Raw genomic sequence first — 23063 nt, forward strand, 5'->3', positions numbered from 1 at the left:
TATTGCTTATGGGTTGGCGTCGAGGCCAGGTTATATCGGCGCTGCAGGGCGGTCGGACGTCGGAGATCTGATGTCGGACGCTAAACATAAAAGACGGCAGTGTTGCTTCTGTCGTCCGACATCCGACGTCAGACGTCCGACTCAAATCATTGCCAGAGACACCATGCCGCACACCCTTCACCAGCTCCTCAGTCGCCTCACCTTCCGCCAGTTACAGGTGTTTCTGACGGTGCACGAATGCCGCAGCTACAGCCGTGCGGGCGAACAGCTGGGCCTCACCCAGCCCGCCGTCAGTAGTCAGATCCGTCAGCTGGAAGCGGCACTGGAACTGCCGGTATTCGAATACGTGGGCCGCAAGCTCTACACCACCGCCGCCGGCGAGCGCCTGGCCGTGACGGCAGCCGGCATCTTCGAATCCCTGAAAAACCTGCAAACCGATCTCGCCGCCCAGCAGGGCCGGGTGGCCGGAGAACTAAAACTTGTGGCGGTGAATACCGCCCAGTACGTGGTGCCCTATTTGTTGAAAGGGTTTGTAGCGGCTCACCCGGATGTCACAGTGAACTTGCGGGTGGTGAATCGCGCGGAAGCCCTGCGCCGGTTGGACGACAACGAAGATCATCTGATGATCATGGGGATCGTTCCGGAAGATAAGCCTCTCAATGTGCTACCGTTTCTGGACAATGAACTGATTGCCGTCGCCACGAAAGCGCACCCGCTGGCGAATGCGGAGAGTATTACAGCGGAGCGTTTCCTCAAGGAGCAACTGTTATTGCGGGAGTCAGGCTCGGGCAGTCGTCTGGCGCTGGAGCTGTTCTGTCAGGAGCGCCGTTTGAGCGTGACTCCATTCATGGAATTGGGCGCGAATGACGCCATCAAGCATGCGGCCATGGCGGGCCTTGGGGTCGCCGTCTTGCCCCGGCTCAGCCTGCGCGCCGAGCTGCAACTGGGGCAGCTGGTGCCGTTGCCAGTGAAAGGATTTCCGCTGCGCCGTTCCTGGTGCGTGGTCTATCCCAAAAGTAAATACCCCACCCCCGCCATGTCCGCTTTCGTGGACTACGTCCGTCAAAACCTCAAACAAATCGCCGCCAGCTTCCACGAACAGGCGGGCTAACCCGCTGTAGGAGCGTGCCTGCACGCGATCTTTTCCGAAGGAGCCGGCGATCCGCCGACAGCGGGGACTAACCGTGGGAGCGGTGGTTCCACCGCGATAAAAGCGCCGCGTCGCAGCTATCGCGGTCGGACGACCGCTCCCACAAAGATAAATTCGCCGTACGAGCCTGCCTGCAGGCGATCTTTAATCTTCGAAACTCGCTTCTCGTCACTCGCAACTATTCTTTTACCGATTCAAATCCTTCCAGCGTTTCTCCTCCGCCTTCCGCAGCGCGCGCTCCTGGTCCAGAATCCCCTTCCAATGCGCCACCAATCCATCCTCGCCCACCGAAGGCAACGCCTCATACAACCCGATCAATTCCTGCTTCAACGCAACAATCTCCGCCGAATCATTCCCCGTCACCGTCGTATTATTCTCCGGGTGATACATGGTCCCGAACGCCACCACATTCGCCCGCGCCTCGGTCAGCGAATATGCCCCGTTCGGCCCACCGCCCCAGCCCTGGGTATTGGCGTCGTCTTCGCCATCATCTTCCCAGATACACAAATGACAGATCTCATAGGCATCCCGCCGCTCCAGCGTTGGATAACCGCAACAGGGGCAGGGCACTCTCACCACCTGAGTGCGCTTGTTCAGCCGAACATCAATGCCCAGCCCGGCAAACACCGCCCGCCGCCGATCCAGCACCGCCTGATTCTCATCCGTCCACACAGGAGTTCGCATAGCACCACTAGCGCCCAATCAACGTTGAGTGATCATTAAATACCAAACGGCTTTCTTTGTGGGAGCACATGCTTGCATGGCGAATGCCTGATGCGCGGCGTCACCATGTTGTGCGTAAACTATTGAATGTGGCAGCAAGCAGCCTTTTCGTCGTAATAAAGAGCGCAGGCGACGTGCTCGTTTTGGTCTGCAATGCGTCGACAGGAAGTTGTCCCCTGCTGTGCAGGTGTCTGCGGAAAGAAAAAATAATGATTAAATATCAGATTGTTATGAATAAATAAAGACGATAACATTTTAAATGTTATCGTTGCTAAAAATGTTATCATGAACTCATGAAGACGCTACTTACCCAATTTCAGACTTATCTCAACAGCATGACCGGATTGCAAGTTGAGGGGCGGCCATTGACGGCGGCAGGTCTGCCTCACTATCTGGGGCAGGCTTATGCGCTGTATGCCCTTGAGATCGAAGGCCGTTCGGTGTTGGGTATTGCGCTGCGCGAACCGGAGGGCTTCCAGCCCGCTCAGTTTGAAAAGCAGCTTCCCCGACTACTGAACGTATCCGGGCCGGTGGATGGCTACTGTGTCATCGCCTCTGCGCTGTCTGGCTACGTCCGGCAACGCTTGATAGCACGGCGTATTCCCATGGTGATTCCGGGGCGGCAGATCAACTGGCCCATGCTGGGTGCTGTGGTCGAACCGCGTAGCAGCGACAAGCCGTTGCCGGTTCCTGGTGATCCGCTCAAGCCTGCCACCCAGCTTGTTATCCTTCATGCCCTTAATAGTGGCGAGACACAGCCGGTGACAGCCAGAGCACTAACGCAGACCCTGGGCTATACCCCCATGACCATGAGCCGCGCTCTGGATGACATCGAAGCCAATAATCTGGGGCGAGTTACTCGTGTGGGGCGGGAGCGGCAGCTGGATTTTCCGGATGGCCTGCCGGCACTCTGGCAGCGTGCCCAGCCGCTGATGCGAGATCCTGTGCGCGATACCGTCAGGGTCTGGAAAGAGGCATTGCCTGAGCAGGCGCTGTATTGTGCTGGCGAGTCGGCGCTGGCCAGGCGAACCCTGCTGGCCGCACCCAACGAACCGGTGTGGGCCATCGGCCGCCACGCGTGGAAACCGTTGGCCAAAACACTCGAACCGATTCCCATCCCGGAACCGGGAGCGGTGCAGCTGCAACTCTGGCGCTATGAGCCGGGGGTACTGGCGAGCGATGGTGTCGTCGATCCCTTTTCCCTTTATCTGAATTTACGAGAAACCCGCGATGAACGCATCCAGATGGAACTGGATGCCATGATGGAGGAGATTCATGGTCAAAGGACTGGACCGCTTTCGTGAGCACTTTGAAAGCTACAAGGATCGTTACGTCCTGATCGGCGGTGTCGCTACCTGGCTGGCGCTGGATGAAGCTGGTCTCGACGCCCGCGCCACCCGCGATCTGGATATCGTGCTTTGCATCGAAGCGCTCGATGCGGAATTTGCAGAGCACTTCTGGGCCTTCATCCGAGACGGGGAATACGCGATACAGGAAAAATCAGGGGGCGGTAGAGTGTTCTATCGCTTCAGTCGCCCTGGTCAGGGCGACTATCCCGACATGCTGGAACTGTTCTCCCGCAAACCGGATGAACTGGTGCTTGGTGATGACAGTCATCTGACCCCAATCCCGGTGGAAGACGACGTCTCCAGCCTGTCTGCCATTCTTCTGGATGATGACTACTATCACTGGCTGCACGCTAACGTGACAGAGCAGGGTGGCGTGTCGGTAATCGATGAGCGCTGCCTGATCCCCCTCAAGGCTAAAGCCTGGTTAGACCTGACCGAACGCAAGGCCAAAGGTGAAAACGTGGATAGTCGCAATATCAAAAAACATTGCAGTGATGTGTTAAGACTCTTCCAGCTGCTGACGCCAGACACGCGTATCGAACTGCCTGCCTCCATAGAGAATGACCTGGCGCGTTTTCTTGATCAGGCGGGGCCGCAAATCAATGACGGTCGGTTAAAAAGCCTGGGCATCAGAGGGGTCACCGCTGACGTCGTGACTGATCGGATTCGGGATTACTTTGCGCGGACAGAGAATGGCAAGGGATGACCATGACCATCATGATGATCCCTGCCGGATAGGCAGGGATCTTGAGGGGGCTACGGCAAGCTGTATTCCACCTTGCAGCCGTGCAGTTTCAGAACATCACCTGCATCCACGTCAGATGCATAATCGGAACTCACCATCAGCGTATAGGCAAACTGAGAATTGTCGATGATCAGATCATTCGGCTCCGGTGTGTTTGGTGCGCCTGTGATGGTCTGCAGGCCTACGTTAATAGAGTTCTGAGAAATACGGTAAATCACATCCAGATTCGCCGTGCTCAGGTCCAGGCGTCGTAAGGATACATTGGAAAAGAAGGTGTCCTCGGTGGTGCCGTAGATGTTGTCATTTACCAGGCAGGACAGACCACTGACGGTTGCCCCTTGAGGTAAATGAAGCGGCGCGGACATCTGGCAGCCAACCGACTTCGCCCAGAAAAGATCAAAATACGCGTAGGTCCCAAGGCGGCTCATCTGACAAGCCGAACTGGGGTTGGTATTGGCCCGCCACTCAGAAAACGCAAACGCCGAAAGCGACACCGCCCCATCCAGCAGCTTCGCTTCCAGATCCGTAATCCGCTGATCATTATCATCTACCGCGGTCTTTACCGAATCGAAATTCCCGTTCACCTCTTCCGCCAATGCCGGAGTGTTCGGCACAAATGTCGTCAGCCCGGTCACCTCCGAAGCTGTAACAGGAGCCGAAAGAGAAATCGCCAGCAGTGCCAGCGAACCGTTAACGGCATAAAAATATCGACGCGAACTCATTGCCATTCCCCCTCATTCCAATTTGCGTTATTCCATTCCACTTCGGTGCTGGTGTCCGGTGTGCCGGAAGATGCCGGCGGTGGTGAATCGGAACTGGATGAGCCTCCGCATCCGTTTAGCAAAAACAGAAAAGTACAGAGCACGCCGGTCAAACCGGCGCGTTTGCCTGGATATCGTTTCATGATGCCCCCGTGGGTTTCCTTGGCTTGTGGTATTGCCTTTCTCCACCGTAAAGCGGTGAGTAAAGGCTCGCCAACGAGGCGGTCACAGTTTTCAGGGAGGATCCCGGTAGCTGTTCCGTTAAACAGGGTGTTGAACTGTCGTCGCAGGGGTCAGTCTCTGCTCTCACTGCTGGTGGTCGCCACCACCGGCTCACGCGAAAAAATGCCGATAATCGGGGTGCCCTGGGCCTGCAGAATGGGTTCGATATCCCGGTGCAGGGCGTGGTACTGGTAAAACGGCACGCGCGGAAAAAGATGGTGAATCGAATGCAGGTTCTGACCCAGCCAGAACCACTCCAGCGGTTTCATCCAGCGCGGCATGATCAGGCTGTTGGTATTGCGGTAACGCTCGCTCACCTTGTGCGGGTGGTGCGGGCGGTAGGCAAACCAGTAGGCAGTGAACAGCCCACCCGTGTAGTAGCCCAGCAGCAACACCACCGCCGTACCCGGTTGATCCACCATCACCAGAAAGGCAATCCGCCACCCCAGCGACACGGCCAACTCAGTGCAGTAAATCAGTTTCTCTTTCAGCGAGGCGCTGCCCCAGCTGTGCTGCACAAAGAACGTATTCTGAATCCACTGAAAACGCAGCCCGGCGATGATCATCGCCAAGGGGTTTTTCTGCATGCCGCTGACCACAAAATCCGGGTCCTTGTCCGGCTGGTTGGTATAGCGGTGGTGCGTGAAGTGCTCAATGCGGTGCGAGGCATAAGGAATCGCAATGATCGGCGCCACCAGATAGCCGCACAGGTCGTTGATCCACTTGCGGCGATCGTCCTGGCCATGAATATTGCCGTGGGCTGCTTCGTGTAAAGGCGTGTAGGACATATACGTCAGCGCCGCCACCAGCAGGAAGGCAGGTAAGGCAGGCAGGGAGCCATTGGCAAACAGTAACAGCGTGGCAACAAAGGCCACCACCACGGCCAACGTGAGCGCAATTGTCGGCCACGCGGTTTTGCCCATATAGTGTTTCGCGCAGGCAATGGCCTGCTTGTTCAAGGTTGCCGGGTCCATGGTGCTGCCTCTCGTGGTTATTATGGTTTCAGACTAGGCCGGCACCCCCACAATCAGAATAGCCGCCGTGGCCAATCACCCTGCAGAAGTGGCCAGCGCTAACGGCGGAACAGCGGAACGGGCAATGCAACACAGCGACGACACCCTCCACCCGGTGGCCATCAGCCAGGTGATGCTCAACTTTGCCCAACGCCATGGCATCGACAGGCAGACCTGCCTGCTCGGCACCGGCATAGCCGATGACGCCCTTTCCAGCGGAGAAGGATTGGTCACCCGCACCCAGGAAATGCGCCTGATCGAAAACCTGATGCTGGCCCTGCCGGACGACGGCGCCTGGGGCTTCGAACTGGGCCTGCAATACAATTTGGCGACCTTCGGGGTGTGGGGCTTCGCCCTGCGCACCTGCAAGACCCTGCGTGAAGCGGCCATCCTGGGGGTGCGCTATCTTCCACTCAGCACCGCCTACTGCCGCATCGAACTGGTGGAAGACGACGACACCTTTGGCATCACCTTTGATCCGGACCCCATCCCGCCGCACCTGCGCCAGTTTCTGCTCGAGCGAGACATGGCCACGGCCCTGAATCTGGTGCGGGAAATCACCCTGCAAGGCGTGGACTTTCGCGCCATCGACCTGACCGGTCAGCCCGATGTCAGTGCCCTGGCCATCCAGGAAGAATGTGGCGTGCAACCCACCTTCGCCGCCCGCAGCAACCGCATCCTGGTGAACCGCGCCGGCGCCAGCCAGCCCTTCCCTGGCTATGACCCGGTGCTCACCCGCATGCTCGAACAGCAATGCCAGCAGCGCATGGACACCGTAGAAAACAGCGGCATCGCCGGCAAAGTGCGCCAGCAACTACTGGGCGAACTGGGCCTCGGCGCCACCCTCAACGACATGGCCAGCGCCCTGGCCCTGTCCTCACGTAGCCTGCGCCGTAAACTGGAACAGGAAGGCACCAGCTACCGCGATCTGGTAGAAGAAGAGCGCCGCCAACTGGCCCTGCAACTGCTCACCAGCACCACCATGAAAATTGAAGAAGTCGCCGCCCACCTCGCCTACACCGACGCCGGCGGCTTCGTCCGCGCTTTTCGCCGCTGGCAGGGCTGTTCTCCCAGCGAGTACCGGGATAAGAATTAACCCCAAATCTGCATGGCTCCTCCGGTTGCGGCGAGGACGTCATGCCATGACAGCTTCTCGCTCTGCTGCAGAAAGCTGCTCAGAGCTCAGAGCTATCGAGTCTCTGTGGGAGTCAGCCTGCTGGCGATTTTTCGCGGTGCTTCCATTGCGAAGAAGGCCGCAGAGATGCGGCCCTTCATGATTGCCGTCGAGCAACAGGCCAGCAGAATGAATGGATGCGGCATACCCAGAAGCGTTCACTTCCACAACCACTTCTTAACCACATCAAAATTCCCCAGCACCACCTGCTGCGCCTCCGGCCCACGATGGTCCTGATCATCCAGCCGCAGCAGCTGAACAATGTAATTCGCCATGGCGGCCCGGCAGGGGATGGATAATGCGCCTCGCGTCATTCCGTAATCACGGGCAATGACTTTCTGCTGTGCATCAGAAAGGCGCGGATCGGGCACCACCTTCAAGGTCAGTGATTTTTGCCAGGCTTTGTCCTGGTCTGCATCCTGCTCGCCGGGCAGGGTGATCTCCGGCTTGTCCATAATCCGGCTCAGTACAAAATCCCGGTAATCGCTGTTCTTTTCACACCAGGCTCGCACATGCCAGCGCATGCCGTTATGTACCACGGTATGGGGCTGAATCATCCGGTATTCAGGCTCGGGATTGTTCAGGGAGGTGTATTCAATCTCCACCCGCAACCCTTCCCGACAGGCCTGTAGGATGGGACGTAACACCGCTGGGCGAAGATCCCGTGAGGGTGGCCGCAACACTTCGGTATTCAGCTCGCGTACGTCCAGTGCCTCGAAGGCGCAGCTCAGATCTTCCCGGGCATGCATCATCTGAAGATACTCATCGGCTTGGCCGCGAGTGAATACCGGTTTGAAACCGGTGGCTGGCTTATAGCCTTTGAGTGACAGGTCATACTCCAGATTGCCCGGCGCATACTCATTCAGATAAAGATTGATATCTTTACTGGCCTGCTGGCGCCCAATGCCGAAGGCGCGCACCAGATGATTGGTCGTCAGTCGCCCTTCCCACAGGGCAATCACCTCGATCAACCGGTACCGCAATAGCAAATCCCAGCGCAGCGGCCAGTCCGCCGCATTCTTCCCCGCTGTACGCGCCATGTTGTGCTCCAAAAAGCGACACATGCCGAAAGGCGACATGTTCATGTAGTCAGTATTGGCATGACGATAGTAAATGCATAATGTGGAGCTGTCATCAAGGGTTTGATGAGACCGCAGCAGGGATGCTGCACATTCAGCAAAAAGGAAGTTGCAGGCTATGGTGAGTTGTTCTCGGTGCGGGAAGACAGGCGGTAAAGAACAGGTCTCAGGCAAAGGACTCAGTCTGGTTACGCTTTCCTGTGAAGAAGGGATGGGGAGTGGCCGTGTTTTGGTGTATTGCCAGGAGTGCTGGATCGCAATGGCCGACTGTGTCGCCGAGGTGATACCGCTGGAGATGGTCAGCCCCGGCGTCCTGCTGGACCTATATCGCACCGGCAAAACCACTTCTGATCCGTTCACTGCCTGCCAGTTGGTTTTTGGCCATGCGAAGCCTGAGTTGGTGCGAGAGGCGCAGGCGTTAATCAATTCTCAATGCGGCTAGCTGGAGGCGACAGATGAAAGATCTGAACTCTTATCTTCACCTGGTCGTCCTGTGGGCCAAAAAGCACCACGACCTGATCCAGGAGCAGGGCGCCGAGCTGAACGAAGAAGGCATGGAAATGGCCAGAAGCGTTGGGGTGGCAGAGCCCGAACGCATTCGCATCATGCTGGTGGACGAGATTCCCTTCCAGGAAGATCCGGTGGTCTACAGCCTGGCAAAGAGCGTCGGCATGCTCAGCGGCCAGGTCTCGGGCATCACTTTCGGCCACTCCATCTACATCGTCAAAGCGTGCCAGTCCGCCCGGCTCTACAGCCACGAATTCCGCCACGTTCACCAATACGAAGTGCTCGGCTCCATCGGTGCCTTCATGGATGTGTACCTCGAGCAGGTCATGACATTCGGCTACCACCAGGCGCCCCTGGAGAAGGACGCTCGCCAGTTTGAGGCAGGGCCCTGACAGGTAGGAGTGCTTGTCGAGGTGCGGACCACTCGCCCGTAGGAGCCCTGCATGTCCTTTAGGGTATGCCTGCGGGCGATCCTCAAACCTGACGGACCCGTTCATGAAAAAGTACCAAAGGACACTAGACCTCACACCCGAATGTGATACTGTCCACAAAAACAATGAACAAGCTTCACGGCTAGCCAGGAAGGCGGCGATGGCATCGTTTTGATGTCATTCAGGGGAAAGGAAGAATCATGGGGATCGACTACAACACACTCAAGAACCGTCAGCGACAGGAAAGGGTTAACTACCCCGACAACCTGGCCCTGCGCCTCCACCGCGCCCTCAGCTGGCTCAACCGCGCCGAGCAGGAAGCCGACCCGGACAGCCGCTTTATCTTCCTGTGGATCGCCTTCAACGCGGCCTACGCTACGGATATTGATCACCGCGAAGGCCTCAGTGAACAGCGCACCTTCAATGCCTTCCTGGAAAAGCTTCAGGCACTGGATACTACACATCGCCTTAATAATTTGGTCTGGGATGCCTACCCCAACGCCATTCGGGTGCTGCTGGATAACCCCTACGTTTTTTCCTGCTTCTGGGATTACCAGAAAGGCCAGAAAACCGAAGACCAGTGGAAACACAGCTTCGACGCCGCCAAAAAAGCCGCCAACACCGCCCTGGCCAAACAGGACACACCACGCCTGCTGGCCATCGTCCTCAGCCGTATCTACACCCTGCGCAACCAGCTTATCCACGGCGGTGCCACCTGGGATAGCCGCGTCAACCGCGACCAGATTCGTGACTGCGTGAACATCATGGGCGAGCTGGTGCCAGCGGTAATCGAAATCATGATGGATAGCCCGAACACCCTGTGGGGAGAGGCGAGTTATCCGGTGGTTCAGGTCTAGCCATGGAGGTGCTGCAGCTAGCTAAATCGTTATCCCGGGACGGGAATCTCAATAAGGCCGTTGCGCTGCTTGAAGAGCACATGGCCAGCCTGCCCAATGACTTGACGGTAGCTGCTGCGCTTGGGCGGCTTTATATGAGGCTGAAACTCCCGGAAAAAGCTGCGTATTGGTTGCGGTATTCATTACAGAGCCGTTATGCCCTGCCGGATTTGGATCAAGAGGATGTTGAATATCTTATTGAGGAAAACCCGGAAAGCAGCGCGTTGGATGTAGATAGTGAGTTTGGTGTTGCTACGGAAAGCTCACCTGCAGCCAATGATGACGATCTAGAAGGCCTGAACGATGTCATCACCGATCAGAGCGTGGCCCAGGATGTAAATAGGGATATAAATGACCCTCTCTGGGATGTCCCCGAAGAAATTCAAGAGGATTTCGAAGAGCAAAACCTTGAAAGCGAAGATCAAGATGATGCCCCAACGATTGAGGAGCTTTCTGAGCTGCTGGACGATATCCCGGAACTGGATTTCCGAGACGCTGAAGAGGATGAGGAAGAAGGGGACTATGGCTTCATTGAGGTTCCCCGTGAGCCACATCGAGTAACTCCGGAAGATGAAGAGCCTGATGCCAGATTAACAGTACAGGAGAAGGCAGAAGGGGTGGCGGCTGGCCTGGCCCATGAAGCTGACTGGCTTCGCAAAGACATGGGTGTATTAACGGAGGTTCTGGCGCACCACAAGAGTCACGGTAAAACCATAGCGGCATTGCGCCACCTTCTAGTAGATAAAGAAGTAACGCCAGGTGAATTGATGACGCTCCATGAGATTCGTCAACTTTGGGGCGGTGGAGGCTATAACCGCAGCTATTACGGAGTCAAAGCGAAAGATGGCTGGTCCATGGTGTCCTGGCCGCTGGCGCTTTCTCTGGTAAGGCAGCTCCGAACCGACTCAGCAGAAGAGATATTGTTGTTTGTTGAGGATTGCTTTGAGGAGTGGAGTGAATCCCCCAAGCAGTTGTCTTCTTTTCCGATATTTGTCAATTACTTGGGCTATGTGATTGAGCATATGGAAAGGGTATCGCTAAGTTGCGGCCAGTCGATGCCTGCGTATATCGACTATGATTTTTTTGAAGAAAATGATGATGGTCTCGATGATTGGTTCGAGCACAGGCTCACCCATGATTACTTGGTAATAAAATGATGTTCAGGGAAGAGAGGATATAATGCCGTTGCCAATAACAGTGGGTGCTTTTGTCAGTCTTAAGGCTGGTGATGGTAAAGGCGCGTTAGGGATCGTCGAACAGATCTCACCAGATTCTCATGAACGAGTAAAAGTTTACTGGGTAAAAAGGAAATCTTCAGTTTGGCATCCCGTAGAAGACTTGACCTCGGGGCTGATCATCAATATGGAGGTTGAGCATTGCCCGGTAAGGTCCACGCAACCATCGCTAGGCTGGGGGGTAGTTAGGGCCACCAGGGATGTGAGTGGGCAAGCGCAGGCATTGATTGAATTTCAGGAGAGCAATCAGAGGCTATGGCTGCCTTGGCAGCGGCTTCGACAAGTCCGTGGTGTTCAGCATGCGTTCAATCTGGGGCGTTTTGAAAAAGAAAGCGGTGAGGAGCGGCAAAGACTGCGTTTGCTTTCCTGGGCGATACAACTATGGAACGAGAATACCGGCGCGCTAGCCACCTTCGATGTGGATCCCTTGCCTCATCAGATCCATTTGGTGCATCACATTATCGCATCAGGCCATTACAACTGGTTAATTGCTGACGATGTAGGGCTAGGTAAAACCATCGAGGTAGGGTTGCTCCTGCATGCTGCAATGGCAAGGAATGAAGCAAATAGAGTATTGATCATCACTCCTGCAGGGCTCACTCGTCAGTGGAAAGAAGAGCTGTTTGCAAAGTTCGGGTTTGAGGGTTTTCGGATTTATGGGGATGATTTTCATATAAACGACCCAAGAGACTGGAAGAAAGAGGACTACGTCATCGGGTCAATGGACCGAATGAAGCAAGGCGATAACCTGGATACTTTGCTGCGGGCGGATGATTGGGATCTGGTCATTGTTGACGAAGCGCACCGGCTATCCCGACGCCAATACGGGAATAAACTGGATGCCAGTCAGCGCTACGCCATGCTCCATAAGCTTCGTCGGCGCACACAGTCAATTCTTCTGCTTACCGCCACGCCTCACCAGGGAAAACAAGACAGCTTCTCGGGACTGCTTGAGCTTCTCTCCCCGGAAAGAAAAAGTGAAATTAGGACGCTGGCACTCAATCCTGAGATTATTGGTGACATGGTAATCCGTAACTATAAAGCGGATGTGACCGACATGGACGGCAACTTTCTGTTCCATGGCAAAACGGTAAGGCAAATTGAGGTGCCGCTTTCGCAAGAAGCGGTCGAATTTGATAAACAGCTCCGTGAGTACCTCCGTAAAGGCTATTCAGCGCAGGCTGACACCGGGAAAACCACAGGGCGTGCCATTGGCTTTGTTATGACTGTATACCGGAAGTTGGCTGCCTCAAGCGTGGCGGCCATCCATACGGCATTACAGCGACGTTTGGAGCGGCTGCGAGGTCAGGAAAGTCAGTCGTTCAATTCCCTTGATGATGAGCGTTATCAGGGGGAGCAGGAAGAAGCGGATATTCAGAAGACCCAAGCCTCCCCCTTCTTTCCCGGGGAAGAAGGCATTCTGCAAGGGCTTATTGAGAAAGCTGCCAGCCTGGAGGCGAATGATACAAAGCTACATGCTTTCATGGACGGCCTGGTGGAAACCGTTATCAAGGAAAACCCCAAGGAAAAAATACTGGTATTCACTGAGTATCGCAGCACCCAGCAGTGGATCAAGGCGGCACTCGATGATCGCTTCGGTCCCGGCAGCTGTGTGCTGATCCATGGTGGCATGGATATGCAGGAGCGCCGTGATGCCATTGCCTCCTTCGAGGAAGAGGATGGTGCCCAGTTCCTCGTGTCCACAGAAGCGGGTGGCGAAGGCATCAACTTGCAGCATCGCTGCCATATCATGGTCAACTACGACCTGCCCTGGAATCCCATGAGGTTGGTGCAGCGTGTGGGGCGCCTGTATCGCTATGGTCAACAGAAAAGGGTCGTGGTCTTCAATGTTCACCAATCGGACAGTGCTGATGAGCAGGTGCTTAATATTCTCTATGACCGCCTGGAATCCGTAGCGCAAGACATGGCAAGCGTTCAGCAGTATGAGTTCAACGATGCCATGAAGGAGGATGTGCTCGGAGAATTGGCGGACCTGGTCGATATTGAAGGTGTGCTGGCAGAAGCGGCGAACAATAAGCTCGAAAGGACCAGTGAGCGAATCAACGAAGCGCTTGAGCGTGCCAGAAGTGCCGCATCAGCACAGAAAGAACTATTTGAACATGCGGCCAGCTTCGATAGTGCGGAAGTGGCTGGTGAGCTGGAAATTACCCTGGATCACCTGCAGGCCTTTGTAGAGGGTATGGGTAACATTATTGGATATCAGATCCTGGAGAAGACACACAAAGGGCTGGTTTGGCAGATCCGGCTGTCTGATCGGGCAATGGACGAGCTTGGTGTCTCGCGAACGCGTTACACATTAACCTTCGACCGTATATTGGCGGCAAAGAAGCCAGAATGGCTACCAATGAATATGGATAATTGGCTGTTTAAGTCTCTACTCAAACGGGCGAGACAGTATGATTTTGGTGGAGTCACTGTGTTTGGCAAGGAATACCATTCACAGGCTATTGTTGCTGCGGTCGCGCGCTGGCAGAACGACCGTGGACGTCGTGCAAGGCAGGAGCTTGCCATCGTTGCCCTGGAGAATGGCGCAACAACCCTGAATCCCGTGTGGTTCGGGCACTGGCTGATTGAGCGTAAAACACCTTGTGATGCGGTGGAAACAGAGAAGGCAGAGCGTAAAGCCATCCTGGATCAAGCTGGCAGCCGGGTGGAACAGTTCATCGCACAGCAAAGCACCCAGGCATTACTGCCGGATCAGATGCAATGGATCTCCGCAGGCTGGAGTGCCGAGCCTGCCGGTGCCCAATGACTCTCCGGTGAGCCTAAGCCAAGAATAAGGATTTCCCCATGCCAATTCCCGATTTCCAATCCGTCATGCGCCCCATGCTCGTTGCCATCAACGATGGCAGCCCGAAGCTCATGGCCGATGTGCTGGAAGAGGTGTGCCGGCACTTTCAACTCTCCGAGGAAGAGCGCGCCCAGCGTCTGCCTTCTGGCAAGCAGACTTATATCAAGAACCGGGTAGGTTGGGCGCGCACTTATATGAAGAAGGCCGGGTTGGTGACCAGTCCGGGCAAGGGGCTGATCCAGATTACTGATCGGGGCCGCCAGGCCATGCAGGACTGTCCGGAGCGGGTGACCGTGCGCTACCTGAAGAATTATCAGGAGTTTGTGGATTTCCACACCCATACTCCCAGCGAAGACAAGACCGAGCAGCCCGAGGCCGAGACCAGTAACGACACGCCGGATGAACAGCTGCAGCAGGCCCACGCCTCGCTCATGGACTCCCTGGCCGATGAACTGTTGGACACCATCACCGCCGCCACCCCGGCCTTTTTCGAGAAACTGGTGGTGGATCTGATGCTGGCCATGGGCTACGGGGGCTCCCGGGAAGATGCCGGGCAAGCCACTCGCTACACCAGCGATGGCGGCATCGATGGCATCATCAAGGAAGACCCGCTGGGCCTGGATGTGATCTACCTGCAGGCCAAGCGCTATACCGAGAAAGTGGTGGGCCGGCCCGAGGTGCAGGGCTTCGCCGGGGCGCTGGACATGCAGCGGGCCCGCAAGGGCGTGTTTATCACCACCTCCAAGTTCAGCGGCGATGCCCGTGAATACGTGGGCCTGATCGAGAAGAAGATCGTGCTTATCGACGGCCAGGAACTGGCCAAACTGATGATACAGTACAACCTGGGCGTGGGGATCAAGGAAACCTACGCCGTGAAGCAGATCGACAGCGACTACTTCAACGAAGAATAACCGGCCACGGTGCCTGCCAGACGGGCCGCCGGGCGACAAAGACAACACCGAGACAGACCTGATGACCCAAAAGCTCACCCTGCAACAACTCGAATCCTTCCTCTGGGAAACCGCCGATATCCTGCGCGGCAATATGGATGCCTCCGAGTTCAAGGATTACATCTTCGGCATGATGTTCCTCAAGCGCCTGTCCGATGCCTTCGAGGAGGCCCGAGAAACCGTGGTGCAGTACTACCTGGACAAGGGCAAGACCCAGCAACAGGCAGAAGCCCTGGCCGATGATGAGGATGAGTACGACAAGACCTTCTACATCCCGGCCAACGCCCGCTGGGATGCGCTCAAAGACCTGAAGCACGATATCGGTTCCGAGCTGAACCAGGCCATGGAAGCCATTGAAGAGCACAACGGCTCCCTGGAAGGGGTGCTGGTGTCCATCGACTTCAACATCAAGAACAAGCTCACCGACAAGAAGCTGCGTGACCTGCTCAGCCACTTCAGCCAGCATCGCCTGCGCAATGAAGACTTCGAGCGCCCGGATCTGCTCGGCACCGCCTACGAATACCTGATCAAGATGTTCGCCGACAGCGCCGGCAAGAAGGGCGGGGAGTTCTATACCCCCTCGGAAGTGGTGCAACTGCTAGTGTCCCTGCTCAAGCCCCACGCCGGCATGCGCATCTACGACCCCACCGCCGGTTCCGGCGGTATGCTGGTGCAAACCCGCAACTACCTGGCTAAACACGGCGAGAACCCGTCCAACCTGTCCCTCTACGGGCAGGAGATGAACCTGAACACCTGGGCCATCTGCAAGATGAACATGTTCCTGCACGGGGTCTACAGCGCCGACATCAAGAAGGGCGACACCCTGCGCGAGCCGCAGCACACCGAAGCCGGTGCACTGATGACCTTCGACCGGGTGATCGCCAATCCCCCCTTCAGCCTGAAGAAGTGGGGCAAGGAAGAAGCCGACAGTGATGCCTATGGCCGCTTCCCCTACGGCACCCCGCCCAAGGACGCCGGCGACCTGGCCTTTGTCCAGCACATGATCGCCAGCCTCAATGCCGAGGGCATGATGGGCGTGGTCATGCCCCACGGCGTGCTGTTCCGGGGCTCCAGCGAGAAGGCCATCCGCCAGGGCATCCTCAATGACGACCTGCTGGAAGCCGTCATCGGTCTGCCCGCCGCCCTGTTCTACGGCACCGGCATCCCCGCCTGCCTGTTGATCATCAATAAAGACAAGCCTGCCGAGCGCAAGGGCAAGGTGCTGTTTATCAACAGCGAATTGGAATACGAGGAAGGCAAGAACCAGAACAAGCTGCGCCAGCAGGACATCGCCAAGATCGTTCAAACCTTCGAGAACTTCGAAGAGATCAAACGCTACTCCAAAGTGGTGCCGCTGGCCGAGATCGAGGAAAACGACTTCAACCTCAACATCCGCCGCTACGCCGACACCAGCCCGCCCCCGGAAATCTTCGACGTGCGCGCCATTCTCCACGGTGGCATCCCGGTGCGGGAAGTGGAAAGCGAGTATATCCGTGAAGAGATACTGGAAGACTTTGATGTGTCTGCGGTGTTTGTGAAGTGGGATGAAGAGCCCTCAGCGGGTGAAGGGTATTATGACTTCAAGCCGGAGATCGACAGCAAGGAAGCCATTCGGGAGGCCGTGGGTGAGGCGGATGCCAAAGTCATTACCCAGCTGGAGCACTGGTGGGACAAGTATCGGGTATCGCTGAGTGAGCTGGATGCCCAGGTGGGGGAAGCGGAAAGCGTGATGAAGGGGTATCTGCAGGAGCTGGGGTATGAGTAATTCGGTTCCTGAGGGGTGGGCTGAATCTAAGCTTGGTTCCATCGCCAAGCTCACAATGGGGCAGTCACCATCTTCAGATACATACAACGATCAAGGGGTTGGTCTTCCTTTCTTCCAGGGAAAAGCGGACTTTGGTTCTCGGACGCCCAAAGTCCGCTACTGGTGTAGTCAGCCATCAAAGGTCGCGGAAGCAAACTCGATACTTTTTTCCGTTCGAGCTCCAGTTGGTGAAGTGAATCTTACTCCTTATGAATGTTGTATAGGGCGAGGGTTGGCTGGGATTAAGGCTGAGTCTGCCGACCAAGAGTATCTTTTCCAAAAGCTACAATTCGTAAAGCCGAAATTTGGGCTTCTCTCTCAAGGGAGTACCTTTGAAGCAGTTAATGGTAGCGAAATGAGGGAGTTTCCGCTGGTCATCCCCCCTCTCCCCGAACAACAAAAAATCGCAGCCATCCTGTCCTCCGTCGATGACGTGATCGAAAAAACACGCGCACAGATCGACAAGCTGAAAGACCTGAAAACCGGCATGATGCAGGAGCTGTTGACCAAAGGCATTGGGCATACCGCGTTCAAGGATTCGCCGGTGGGGCGGATTCCGGAGGGGTGGAATGTTGAGTGCCTTGAAAATATTTCAGAAAAGATCAGTGATGGAATCCATTCCACGCCAAAATATGCGGAAAAATCTGACTATCGGTTTGTCAATGGAAACAACCTAAAAGGTGGTCACATAGTCTATGGTGATTCAGCGAAATATGTACCTCTAGATGAATATAATAAGCATAAGAAGGCATTAACGAACGGTACTATATTGATGTCGATAAACGGGACAATTGGTAATCTCGCATTCTATCGGGGTGAAGAGGTTGTTTTAGGAAAAAGCGCTGCATATATTTCGTTGAATGAAGGTCAATCTAAAGAATTTGTGTATTTCGTACTGCAGTCTCAGGCGGTTAAGACTTTCTATGAATTGGAGCTAACAGGGTCAACCATCAATAACCTTTCTCTTCGCTCAGTAAAAAATACGCCCATTCCCCTGCCACCTAAAAAAGAGCAAAGAAAAATAGCAGGAATTTTGGCGGAAATAGATAAGGGAATTTGTCAGAGGAATAGCAAGCTAAATCAATTTTCCTCTCTCAAAAAAGCCCTAATGCAAGACCTGCTCACCGGCAAGGTCAGAGTCAACGTCGATAACAAGGAGAACGCAGTTGCCTGATCGGTGTGACTGCCCGTTATGTTTCAGGACGAAGCCGAAAAAGTCGAAATCCCTGCCATTGCGCAGCTAAAGCAGCAGGGTTGGGCCTTTGTGCCCGGTGCCGAGCTGGCGCCGGGGCAGCCGGGGGATGAGCGCAGCTATTACCGGGATGTGGTGCTGGGGAAACGGCTGGAGGCTGCCCTGCGCCGCCTGAACCCGTGGATCAGTGAGGAAAACCTGCGCAAGGTGCTGCGTGAGTTCACTCACCCGAATTTTGCCGGTCTGATTGAATACAACCAGGCCTTGTGGGAAATGCTCTGCTGCACTGGCGATCACGCCATTTCGGTGGAGCAGGATCTGGGTGCCGGCCGCAAGGGCCAGACCGTCACCGTTATCGATTTCGACAACCCCGCCAACAATGACTTCCTCTGCACCAGCCAGTTCAAGGTGGAAGGGCTCAACCAGAACATCATTCCGGATATTGTCTGCTTCGTGAATGGCCTGCCGCTGGCCGTGATCGAGTGCAAATCGCCCTATGTGGCCGATGCCATTGGCGAGGGCATTAACCAGCTGCGCCGCTACGCCAACCTGCGCCGCCCGGAAGATGACGAAGGGGCGCAGAAGCTGTTCTGGTATAACCAGTTGATGGTGTCCACCTGCCGGGATCAGGCCCGGGTCGGCACCATCAGTTCCATGGCACAGCATTACGGCGACTGGAAGGATGCTTACCCCTATACGGATACGGATATCCGTGGGTTGTTGAAGAAACCGGAGGCAGGGAGCGTAACGACTGGCGGAAATGCGGCCAGCAAGATTGAAGATGTGCCTTCCACAGCGTATCTGGAGCAGGCGAAAGCGATGGCTGCGGCCAGTGGTGCAGGCGAAGCCGGTCAGAGCGATATCTCCGCCCAGCAGCGCCTGCTCATGGGTATGTTCAGCCGCGACACCTTCCTCGATCTGATCCGCAACTTCATCCTGTTCGAACCGGTGGAAGGCCGCCTGATCAAGAAGGTGGCCCGTTATCAGCAGTACCGGGCGGTGAACAAGGTGATCGAGCGGCTGAAGAACGGCACTACCCGTAAAGACAAATCCGGGGTGGTGTGGCACACCCAGGGCTCGGGCAAGTCGCTGACCATGGTCATGCTGGCGGTGAAGATGCGCCGCGACCCGGAATTGCAGAAGTACAAGCTGGTGTTCGTCACCGACCGTACCCAGCTCGATACTCAGCTCTCCGCCACTTTCCGCGCTGCCCAGAACGAAACCATCCATAACGCCAATTCAGTGGCCAAACTGAAGGAGCTGCTGACCAAGGATGCCTCTGACATTGTCACGGCCATGGTGCAGAAGTTTCAGGATGCGGAGGCTGAGGGTGATTTCACGGATCTGAATCCTAGTGAAAACATTATTGTGCTGGCTGATGAGGCCCACCGTACCCAGTTCGGCGGCCTGGCCGCCACCATCAACGCGGCCCTGCCCAATGCCCCCAAGATCGGCTTTACCGGCACCCCGCTGCTGAAGACCCAGAAGATGGATCAGGCCTTTGGTGGCTACATTGATCAGTACAAGATCAATGAGGCGGTGGAAGACGGTGCTACGGTGCGCATCATCTACGAAGGCCGCCAGGCCCAGACCGAGGTGGTGGGTGAATCCCTGGACAAGCTGTTCGACGAATACTTCAAGGACAAGAGCGACGACGAGAAGCGCGAGATCAAGAAGAAGTACGGCGTAGAGCGGGCGGTGCGCGAAGCCCCGGCGCGGATTCGCTGGGTGTGCCTGGATCTGCTCAAGCACTACCGGGAGCATATCCAGCCCAATGGCTTCAAGGCCATGGTGGTGGTGGGCAGCCGCCATGCGGCCACGGTGTACAAGAAGACCCTGGATGAACTGGGCGCGCCACCGTCCGAGGTGATTATCAGTGGTAGCCACAATGATGAGGGCTACATTGCCAAGTACACCGACAAGGCCCAGCAGAAGCAGGCCATCGATGCCTTCAAGAAGCCCCTGAACGAGAACCCGCTGGCCTTCCTGATTGTGAAAGACATGCTGCTCACCGGCTTCGATGCCCCCATTGCCCAGGTGATGTACATCGACCGCAGCCTGAAGGATCACACCCTGATGCAGGCCATTGCGCGGGTGAACAGAACCTACAAGGGCAAACAGGCAGGCTTTGTGGTGGATTACTACGGCCTGTCCGATTACCTCACCGAGGCGCTGGAGCAGTTCAGCAGCGATGACGTGGAAGGCACCTATGTCACCCTGAAGGACGAGATCCCCAAGCTGAAGGCGGCGCATACGCGGGTGGCGCAGGTGTTCAGTGGCCTTAAGGGCTCGGATATTGATGACTACGTGCTGTTCCTCAAGGACGAAGATACCCGCCAGCAGTTCGAGCTGGCCTACAAGCGCTTTGCCAGGCAGATGGACGTGGTGCTGCCCGACCCGGCGGCCAAGCCGTTTATTTCCGACTTGAAGCTGTGGGGCAAGGTGCAGAACGCCGCCCGCAACCGCTACCGCGACCCGGGCCTGAATATCGCCGATGCCGGCGAGAAGGTGCGGCAATTGGTGGATGAGCACATCATAAGCACCGGCGTTGACCCGAAGATCCCGCCGGTGGACTTGATGGCCGCCAACTTCCGCGAATCTGTGGAGCAGATCAAATCCCCGGAATCCCGCGCCTCCGAAATCGAGAGCGCCATCAGGCACCACATTACCGTAAAGCTCGACGAAGACCCGGAATACTACAAGTCCCTGAGCCTGCGCCTACGCGACATTATCGAGAAGACCAACGGTAAGTGGGATCAGCAGCTGGAGCTGCTGCTGGATATGGTTGGCTCCATTGAAAGTACCCGCAAGCAGGAAGGGAACGAGAAGGGGCTGGATGAAACCGAGATGGCCTTCTTCCGCATCCTGATGTCGGAAGTGGTGCGCCACACCGGAGATGAGGTGGTGAGCGAAAGCGTCGAGGACGAGATCAAGACCACCACCCAGGCGCTGGTGGAGATGTTCGACGAAGCCACCCAGATCGTGGATTTCTTCAAGAAAGGCGAAGAGATCAAGCGCATGAAGAAAGCCATCAAGCGGGCGATCCTGGACTGCAGCTTCGGCGACAAGGCGATTGTGAATGTGGTGCAGGAGCGGTTTATGGATCTGGCGAAGACCAAGTTTCGGTAGGCGCCGGGGAAGTGCTCCACTGTGGGAGCGTGCCTGCACGCGAAAAGGACATTCGCTTGCAGGCAAGCTCCCACAGGGAAAGGTCTTGCTAACTGATTGAAATACAAGGAGCCAAGGATGGCTTTGTATGCTGATGGGCTGTCGGAGACAGTCGGTGACTTGTTGATATACGCGAATCGCGTATACTTTGAGCCGAGCACCCCATGAAGGCGCTGTTTGTCGAGCTGCCGCCCTTCAGCCGCCTCCGGGCGGACTACCTGAAAGACGAGGAATACCGGTTGCTCCAGGCCATGTTGCTGGAATCGCCCCACATGGGCGATGTGATTCAGGGCACGGGCGGGCTGCGCAAGGTGCGCTGGGTAGACAAGAAGCGCAACAAGGGTAAACGTGGCGGGGTGCGGATCATCTATTACTGGTATGCCGGTGGCGCGCAGTTCTGGTTGTTCACCCTGTATGACAAGGATGAGGCAGCCGATTTAACCGCCGACCAGAAGAAAGCCCTCAAGGCGCTGCTGGCGCGAGAGGTGGAGGCAAGACGTCATGGCAAAGAAGACTGACAAAAAACGCGATATCTTCGGTGAACTGACCGAAGGCTTTGAGGCGTTGCAGGATGCCCGGCAGGGCAAGCAAACCCTGCAGACCACCGAACTGGAATTGAAAGACCCGTTGGAAATTACCGCCGCAGAAATTCGTTCACTGCGGGAAAGCCTGAAAGTGTCCCGCCCGATCTTCGCCAACATGCTGCGCATGAGTGTGCGCACACTGGAGCGCTGGGAGCAGGACCGTGGCAAGCCAGACCAGGGCTCGGCCACCCTGATGCGACTGATTCAGCGCCACCCGGAAACCCTGGACTGGATCAGAGAGCTGTAGCTTGAAGCGTCCCGAATTTATCGATGGCAATGGTTTCATTGCCGAAGTGATCCGCACCAACCGGCGCAAGTCTGCAGATATTCGTGTGGAGGACGGCGCGGTGAGCGTGGTGGTGCCGGTAGACACCTCACCAGAGCGGGTCAGCGAGTTTCTGGCTTCCAAACGTCGCTGGATCAAGGAAAAGATCGCGCTTCACCAGGAGATGACGCCGCCCGGCAGAAAACGTTACGTGTCCGGTGAGTCCTTCTCCTACCTGGGCCGTAACTACCGCCTGAAAGTGGAAAAAGGCCACTTTGCTCCCGTGAAGCTGGTGCAGGGGCGTTTGCTGGTGTCCTTGCCCCAGGGCGCGGAACAACCCCACATGATTCGCAACGCCCTGATTCGCTGGTACAAGCGCCAGGCCGAAACGAAGCTAAAAGAAAAAGTCATCCGCTGGGCACCGCAGGTGGGCGTCACTGTCCCCAATGTGTCTATCAAAACCTTCAAATCCCGCTGGGGTAGCTGTACCGCAAAAGGCGAGCTGCAATTCAACTGGCAGATCATGATGGCCCCGAATCGGATGGTGGATTACGTGGTGGTACATGAGCTGTGTCATTTGATTCGCCATGATCACTCGCCGCAGTTCTGGGGCGAGGTGGGCAGAGTCTTACCGGATTTTGAAGAATGCCGAGACTGGCTGAAGCGGAATGGGCATGTGATGGTTGTGTTGTAAAAGCCACTCAACAACATGATGAATTTGTCCGAGGTGACGTGATGATTTCTCCCTCTTTAAAAACCAAAAAAGCCTATTTCGCCAGCGTTCGCCGTCGCAATTATGCAGCGAGCTTGAGGCTGGAAGGTTTTGATGTTCCCGAAAAGGCGCCTGAACCACGATTTTCATCGAAGCAAGAAGCGGTACGTTTTCATTCCCGGCAGAGATGACCTTTAGCCATTTTCGCTGGGATATCTATTTCTGCCCCTTCGCCCTATACGCTGCCTTCCTGGGCTTCTTCTTCGTAACTCTTTCGGGCTTGCCGCGCCG

The 23063-nt window shown here is 56.1% G+C and carries 21 protein-coding genes; 17 read left to right on the forward strand and 4 right to left on the reverse strand.

Annotation, left to right across the window (positions count from 1 at the left end):
- The first annotated feature begins 163 nt into the window (after positions 1-163).
- On the forward strand, positions 164-1111 hold the full coding sequence (locus tag Y5S_RS09950) for a LysR family transcriptional regulator (protein ID WP_035232681.1): 948 nt from the start codon (positions 164-166) through the stop codon (positions 1109-1111).
- Between the two features lie 225 nt (positions 1112-1336).
- Here Y5S_RS09950 and Y5S_RS09955 read toward each other — a convergent pair whose 3' ends face one another.
- Positions 1337-1834: a CPCC family cysteine-rich protein gene (locus Y5S_RS09955; protein ID WP_035232683.1), complete on the reverse strand. Its 498-nt coding sequence runs from the start codon at positions 1832-1834 to the stop codon at positions 1337-1339.
- Positions 1835-2166: 332 nt separating this feature from the next.
- Here Y5S_RS09955 and Y5S_RS09960 point away from each other — a divergent pair, with 332 nt between their 5' ends.
- Both Y5S_RS09960 and Y5S_RS09965 read left to right on the forward strand, forming a co-directional pair.
- Positions 2167-3177 carry a hypothetical protein gene (locus Y5S_RS09960; RefSeq protein WP_052041514.1) on the forward strand — a complete coding sequence of 337 codons (1011 nt, stop codon included), beginning with the start codon at positions 2167-2169 and terminating at the stop codon, positions 3175-3177.
- Positions 3149-3928: a hypothetical protein gene (locus tag Y5S_RS09965; protein ID WP_052041515.1), complete on the forward strand. Its 780-nt coding sequence runs from the start codon at positions 3149-3151 to the stop codon at positions 3926-3928. Before Y5S_RS09960 ends, Y5S_RS09965 begins: the two co-directional genes overlap by 29 nt.
- Before the next feature lie 50 nt (positions 3929-3978).
- Here the strand turns inward: Y5S_RS09965 and Y5S_RS09970 are convergent, their stop codons facing one another.
- Positions 3979-4695: a hypothetical protein gene (locus Y5S_RS09970; protein ID WP_035232685.1), complete on the reverse strand. Its 717-nt coding sequence runs from the start codon at positions 4693-4695 to the stop codon at positions 3979-3981.
- Positions 4696-5021: 326 nt separating this feature from the next.
- The gene (locus tag Y5S_RS09975) at positions 5022-5924 is read right to left on the reverse strand and encodes a fatty acid desaturase family protein (RefSeq protein ID WP_035232686.1); all 903 of its coding nucleotides are present in this window, start codon (positions 5922-5924) and stop codon (positions 5022-5024) included.
- A 124-nt stretch (positions 5925-6048) separates the two neighbouring features.
- On the opposite strand from Y5S_RS09975, the gene Y5S_RS09980 reads away from it, so the two are divergent.
- Positions 6049-7059 carry an AraC family transcriptional regulator gene (locus Y5S_RS09980; RefSeq protein WP_035232687.1) on the forward strand — a complete coding sequence of 337 codons (1011 nt, stop codon included), beginning with the start codon at positions 6049-6051 and terminating at the stop codon, positions 7057-7059.
- Positions 7060-7295: 236 nt separating this feature from the next.
- Here the strand turns inward: Y5S_RS09980 and Y5S_RS09985 are convergent, their stop codons facing one another.
- Positions 7296-8177, reverse strand: coding sequence for a helix-turn-helix transcriptional regulator (locus Y5S_RS09985; protein WP_035232688.1), 882 nt, complete (start codon positions 8175-8177; stop codon positions 7296-7298).
- Between the two features lie 298 nt (positions 8178-8475).
- Here Y5S_RS09985 and Y5S_RS09990 point away from each other — a divergent pair, with 298 nt between their 5' ends.
- From Y5S_RS09990 to Y5S_RS19480, 13 genes are all read left to right on the forward strand, one after another.
- A complete protein-coding gene (locus tag Y5S_RS09990) occupies positions 8476-8658 on the forward strand; it encodes a hypothetical protein (RefSeq protein WP_156107709.1) in 183 nt (60 codons plus the stop codon).
- A gap of 13 nt (positions 8659-8671) precedes the next feature.
- A complete protein-coding gene (locus Y5S_RS09995) occupies positions 8672-9115 on the forward strand; it encodes a hypothetical protein (RefSeq protein ID WP_035232689.1) in 444 nt (147 codons plus the stop codon).
- 239 nt (positions 9116-9354) lie between these two features.
- Positions 9355-10011 (forward strand): HEPN domain-containing protein, encoded by a 657-nt coding sequence (locus Y5S_RS10000; RefSeq protein ID WP_197055128.1) that lies wholly within the window; start codon positions 9355-9357, stop codon positions 10009-10011.
- 2 nt (positions 10012-10013) lie between these two features.
- Complete coding sequence (locus Y5S_RS10005; RefSeq protein ID WP_035232690.1) at positions 10014-11207, forward strand: tetratricopeptide repeat protein; 1194 nt, start codon at positions 10014-10016, stop codon at positions 11205-11207.
- Between the two features lie 280 nt (positions 11208-11487).
- Positions 11488-14058: a helicase-related protein gene (locus Y5S_RS10010; RefSeq protein WP_197055129.1), complete on the forward strand. Its 2571-nt coding sequence runs from the start codon at positions 11488-11490 to the stop codon at positions 14056-14058.
- A 38-nt stretch (positions 14059-14096) separates the two neighbouring features.
- Positions 14097-15008, forward strand: a complete 912-nt coding sequence (locus Y5S_RS10015; RefSeq protein WP_035232692.1) for a restriction endonuclease — start codon at positions 14097-14099, stop codon at positions 15006-15008.
- Positions 15009-15069: 61 nt separating this feature from the next.
- On the forward strand, positions 15070-16812 hold the full coding sequence (locus Y5S_RS10020) for a type I restriction-modification system subunit M (protein WP_035232693.1): 1743 nt from the start codon (positions 15070-15072) through the stop codon (positions 16810-16812).
- Positions 16805-18025 carry a restriction endonuclease subunit S gene (locus Y5S_RS19865; RefSeq protein ID WP_052041516.1) on the forward strand — a complete coding sequence of 407 codons (1221 nt, stop codon included), beginning with the start codon at positions 16805-16807 and terminating at the stop codon, positions 18023-18025. Before Y5S_RS10020 ends, Y5S_RS19865 begins: the two co-directional genes overlap by 8 nt.
- 18 nt (positions 18026-18043) lie before the next feature.
- A complete protein-coding gene (locus Y5S_RS10030; RefSeq protein WP_035232694.1) occupies positions 18044-21172 on the forward strand; it encodes a type I restriction endonuclease subunit R in 3129 nt (1042 codons plus the stop codon).
- 203 nt (positions 21173-21375) lie between these two features.
- Entirely contained in the window at positions 21376-21729 is a 354-nt protein-coding gene (locus tag Y5S_RS10035; RefSeq protein WP_035232695.1) for a toxin, read from the forward strand.
- Entirely contained in the window at positions 21713-22042 is a 330-nt protein-coding gene (locus Y5S_RS10040; RefSeq protein WP_035232698.1) for a helix-turn-helix domain-containing protein, read from the forward strand. The genes Y5S_RS10035 and Y5S_RS10040 overlap by 17 nt, the downstream gene beginning before the upstream one ends.
- 1 nt (position 22043) lies before the next feature.
- Positions 22044-22754, forward strand: a complete 711-nt coding sequence (locus Y5S_RS10045; RefSeq protein WP_035232700.1) for a M48 family metallopeptidase — start codon at positions 22044-22046, stop codon at positions 22752-22754.
- Positions 22706-22963, forward strand: a complete 258-nt coding sequence (locus tag Y5S_RS19480; protein WP_197055130.1) for a YhfG family protein — start codon at positions 22706-22708, stop codon at positions 22961-22963. Before Y5S_RS10045 ends, Y5S_RS19480 begins: the two co-directional genes overlap by 49 nt.
- Positions 22964-23063 lie beyond the last annotated feature (100 nt).

Origin of the sequence: Alcanivorax nanhaiticus, assembly GCF_000756665.1 — a bacterium.
In the GTDB taxonomy this organism is placed as follows: Bacteria; Pseudomonadota; Gammaproteobacteria; order Pseudomonadales; family Alcanivoracaceae; genus Alcanivorax; species Alcanivorax nanhaiticus.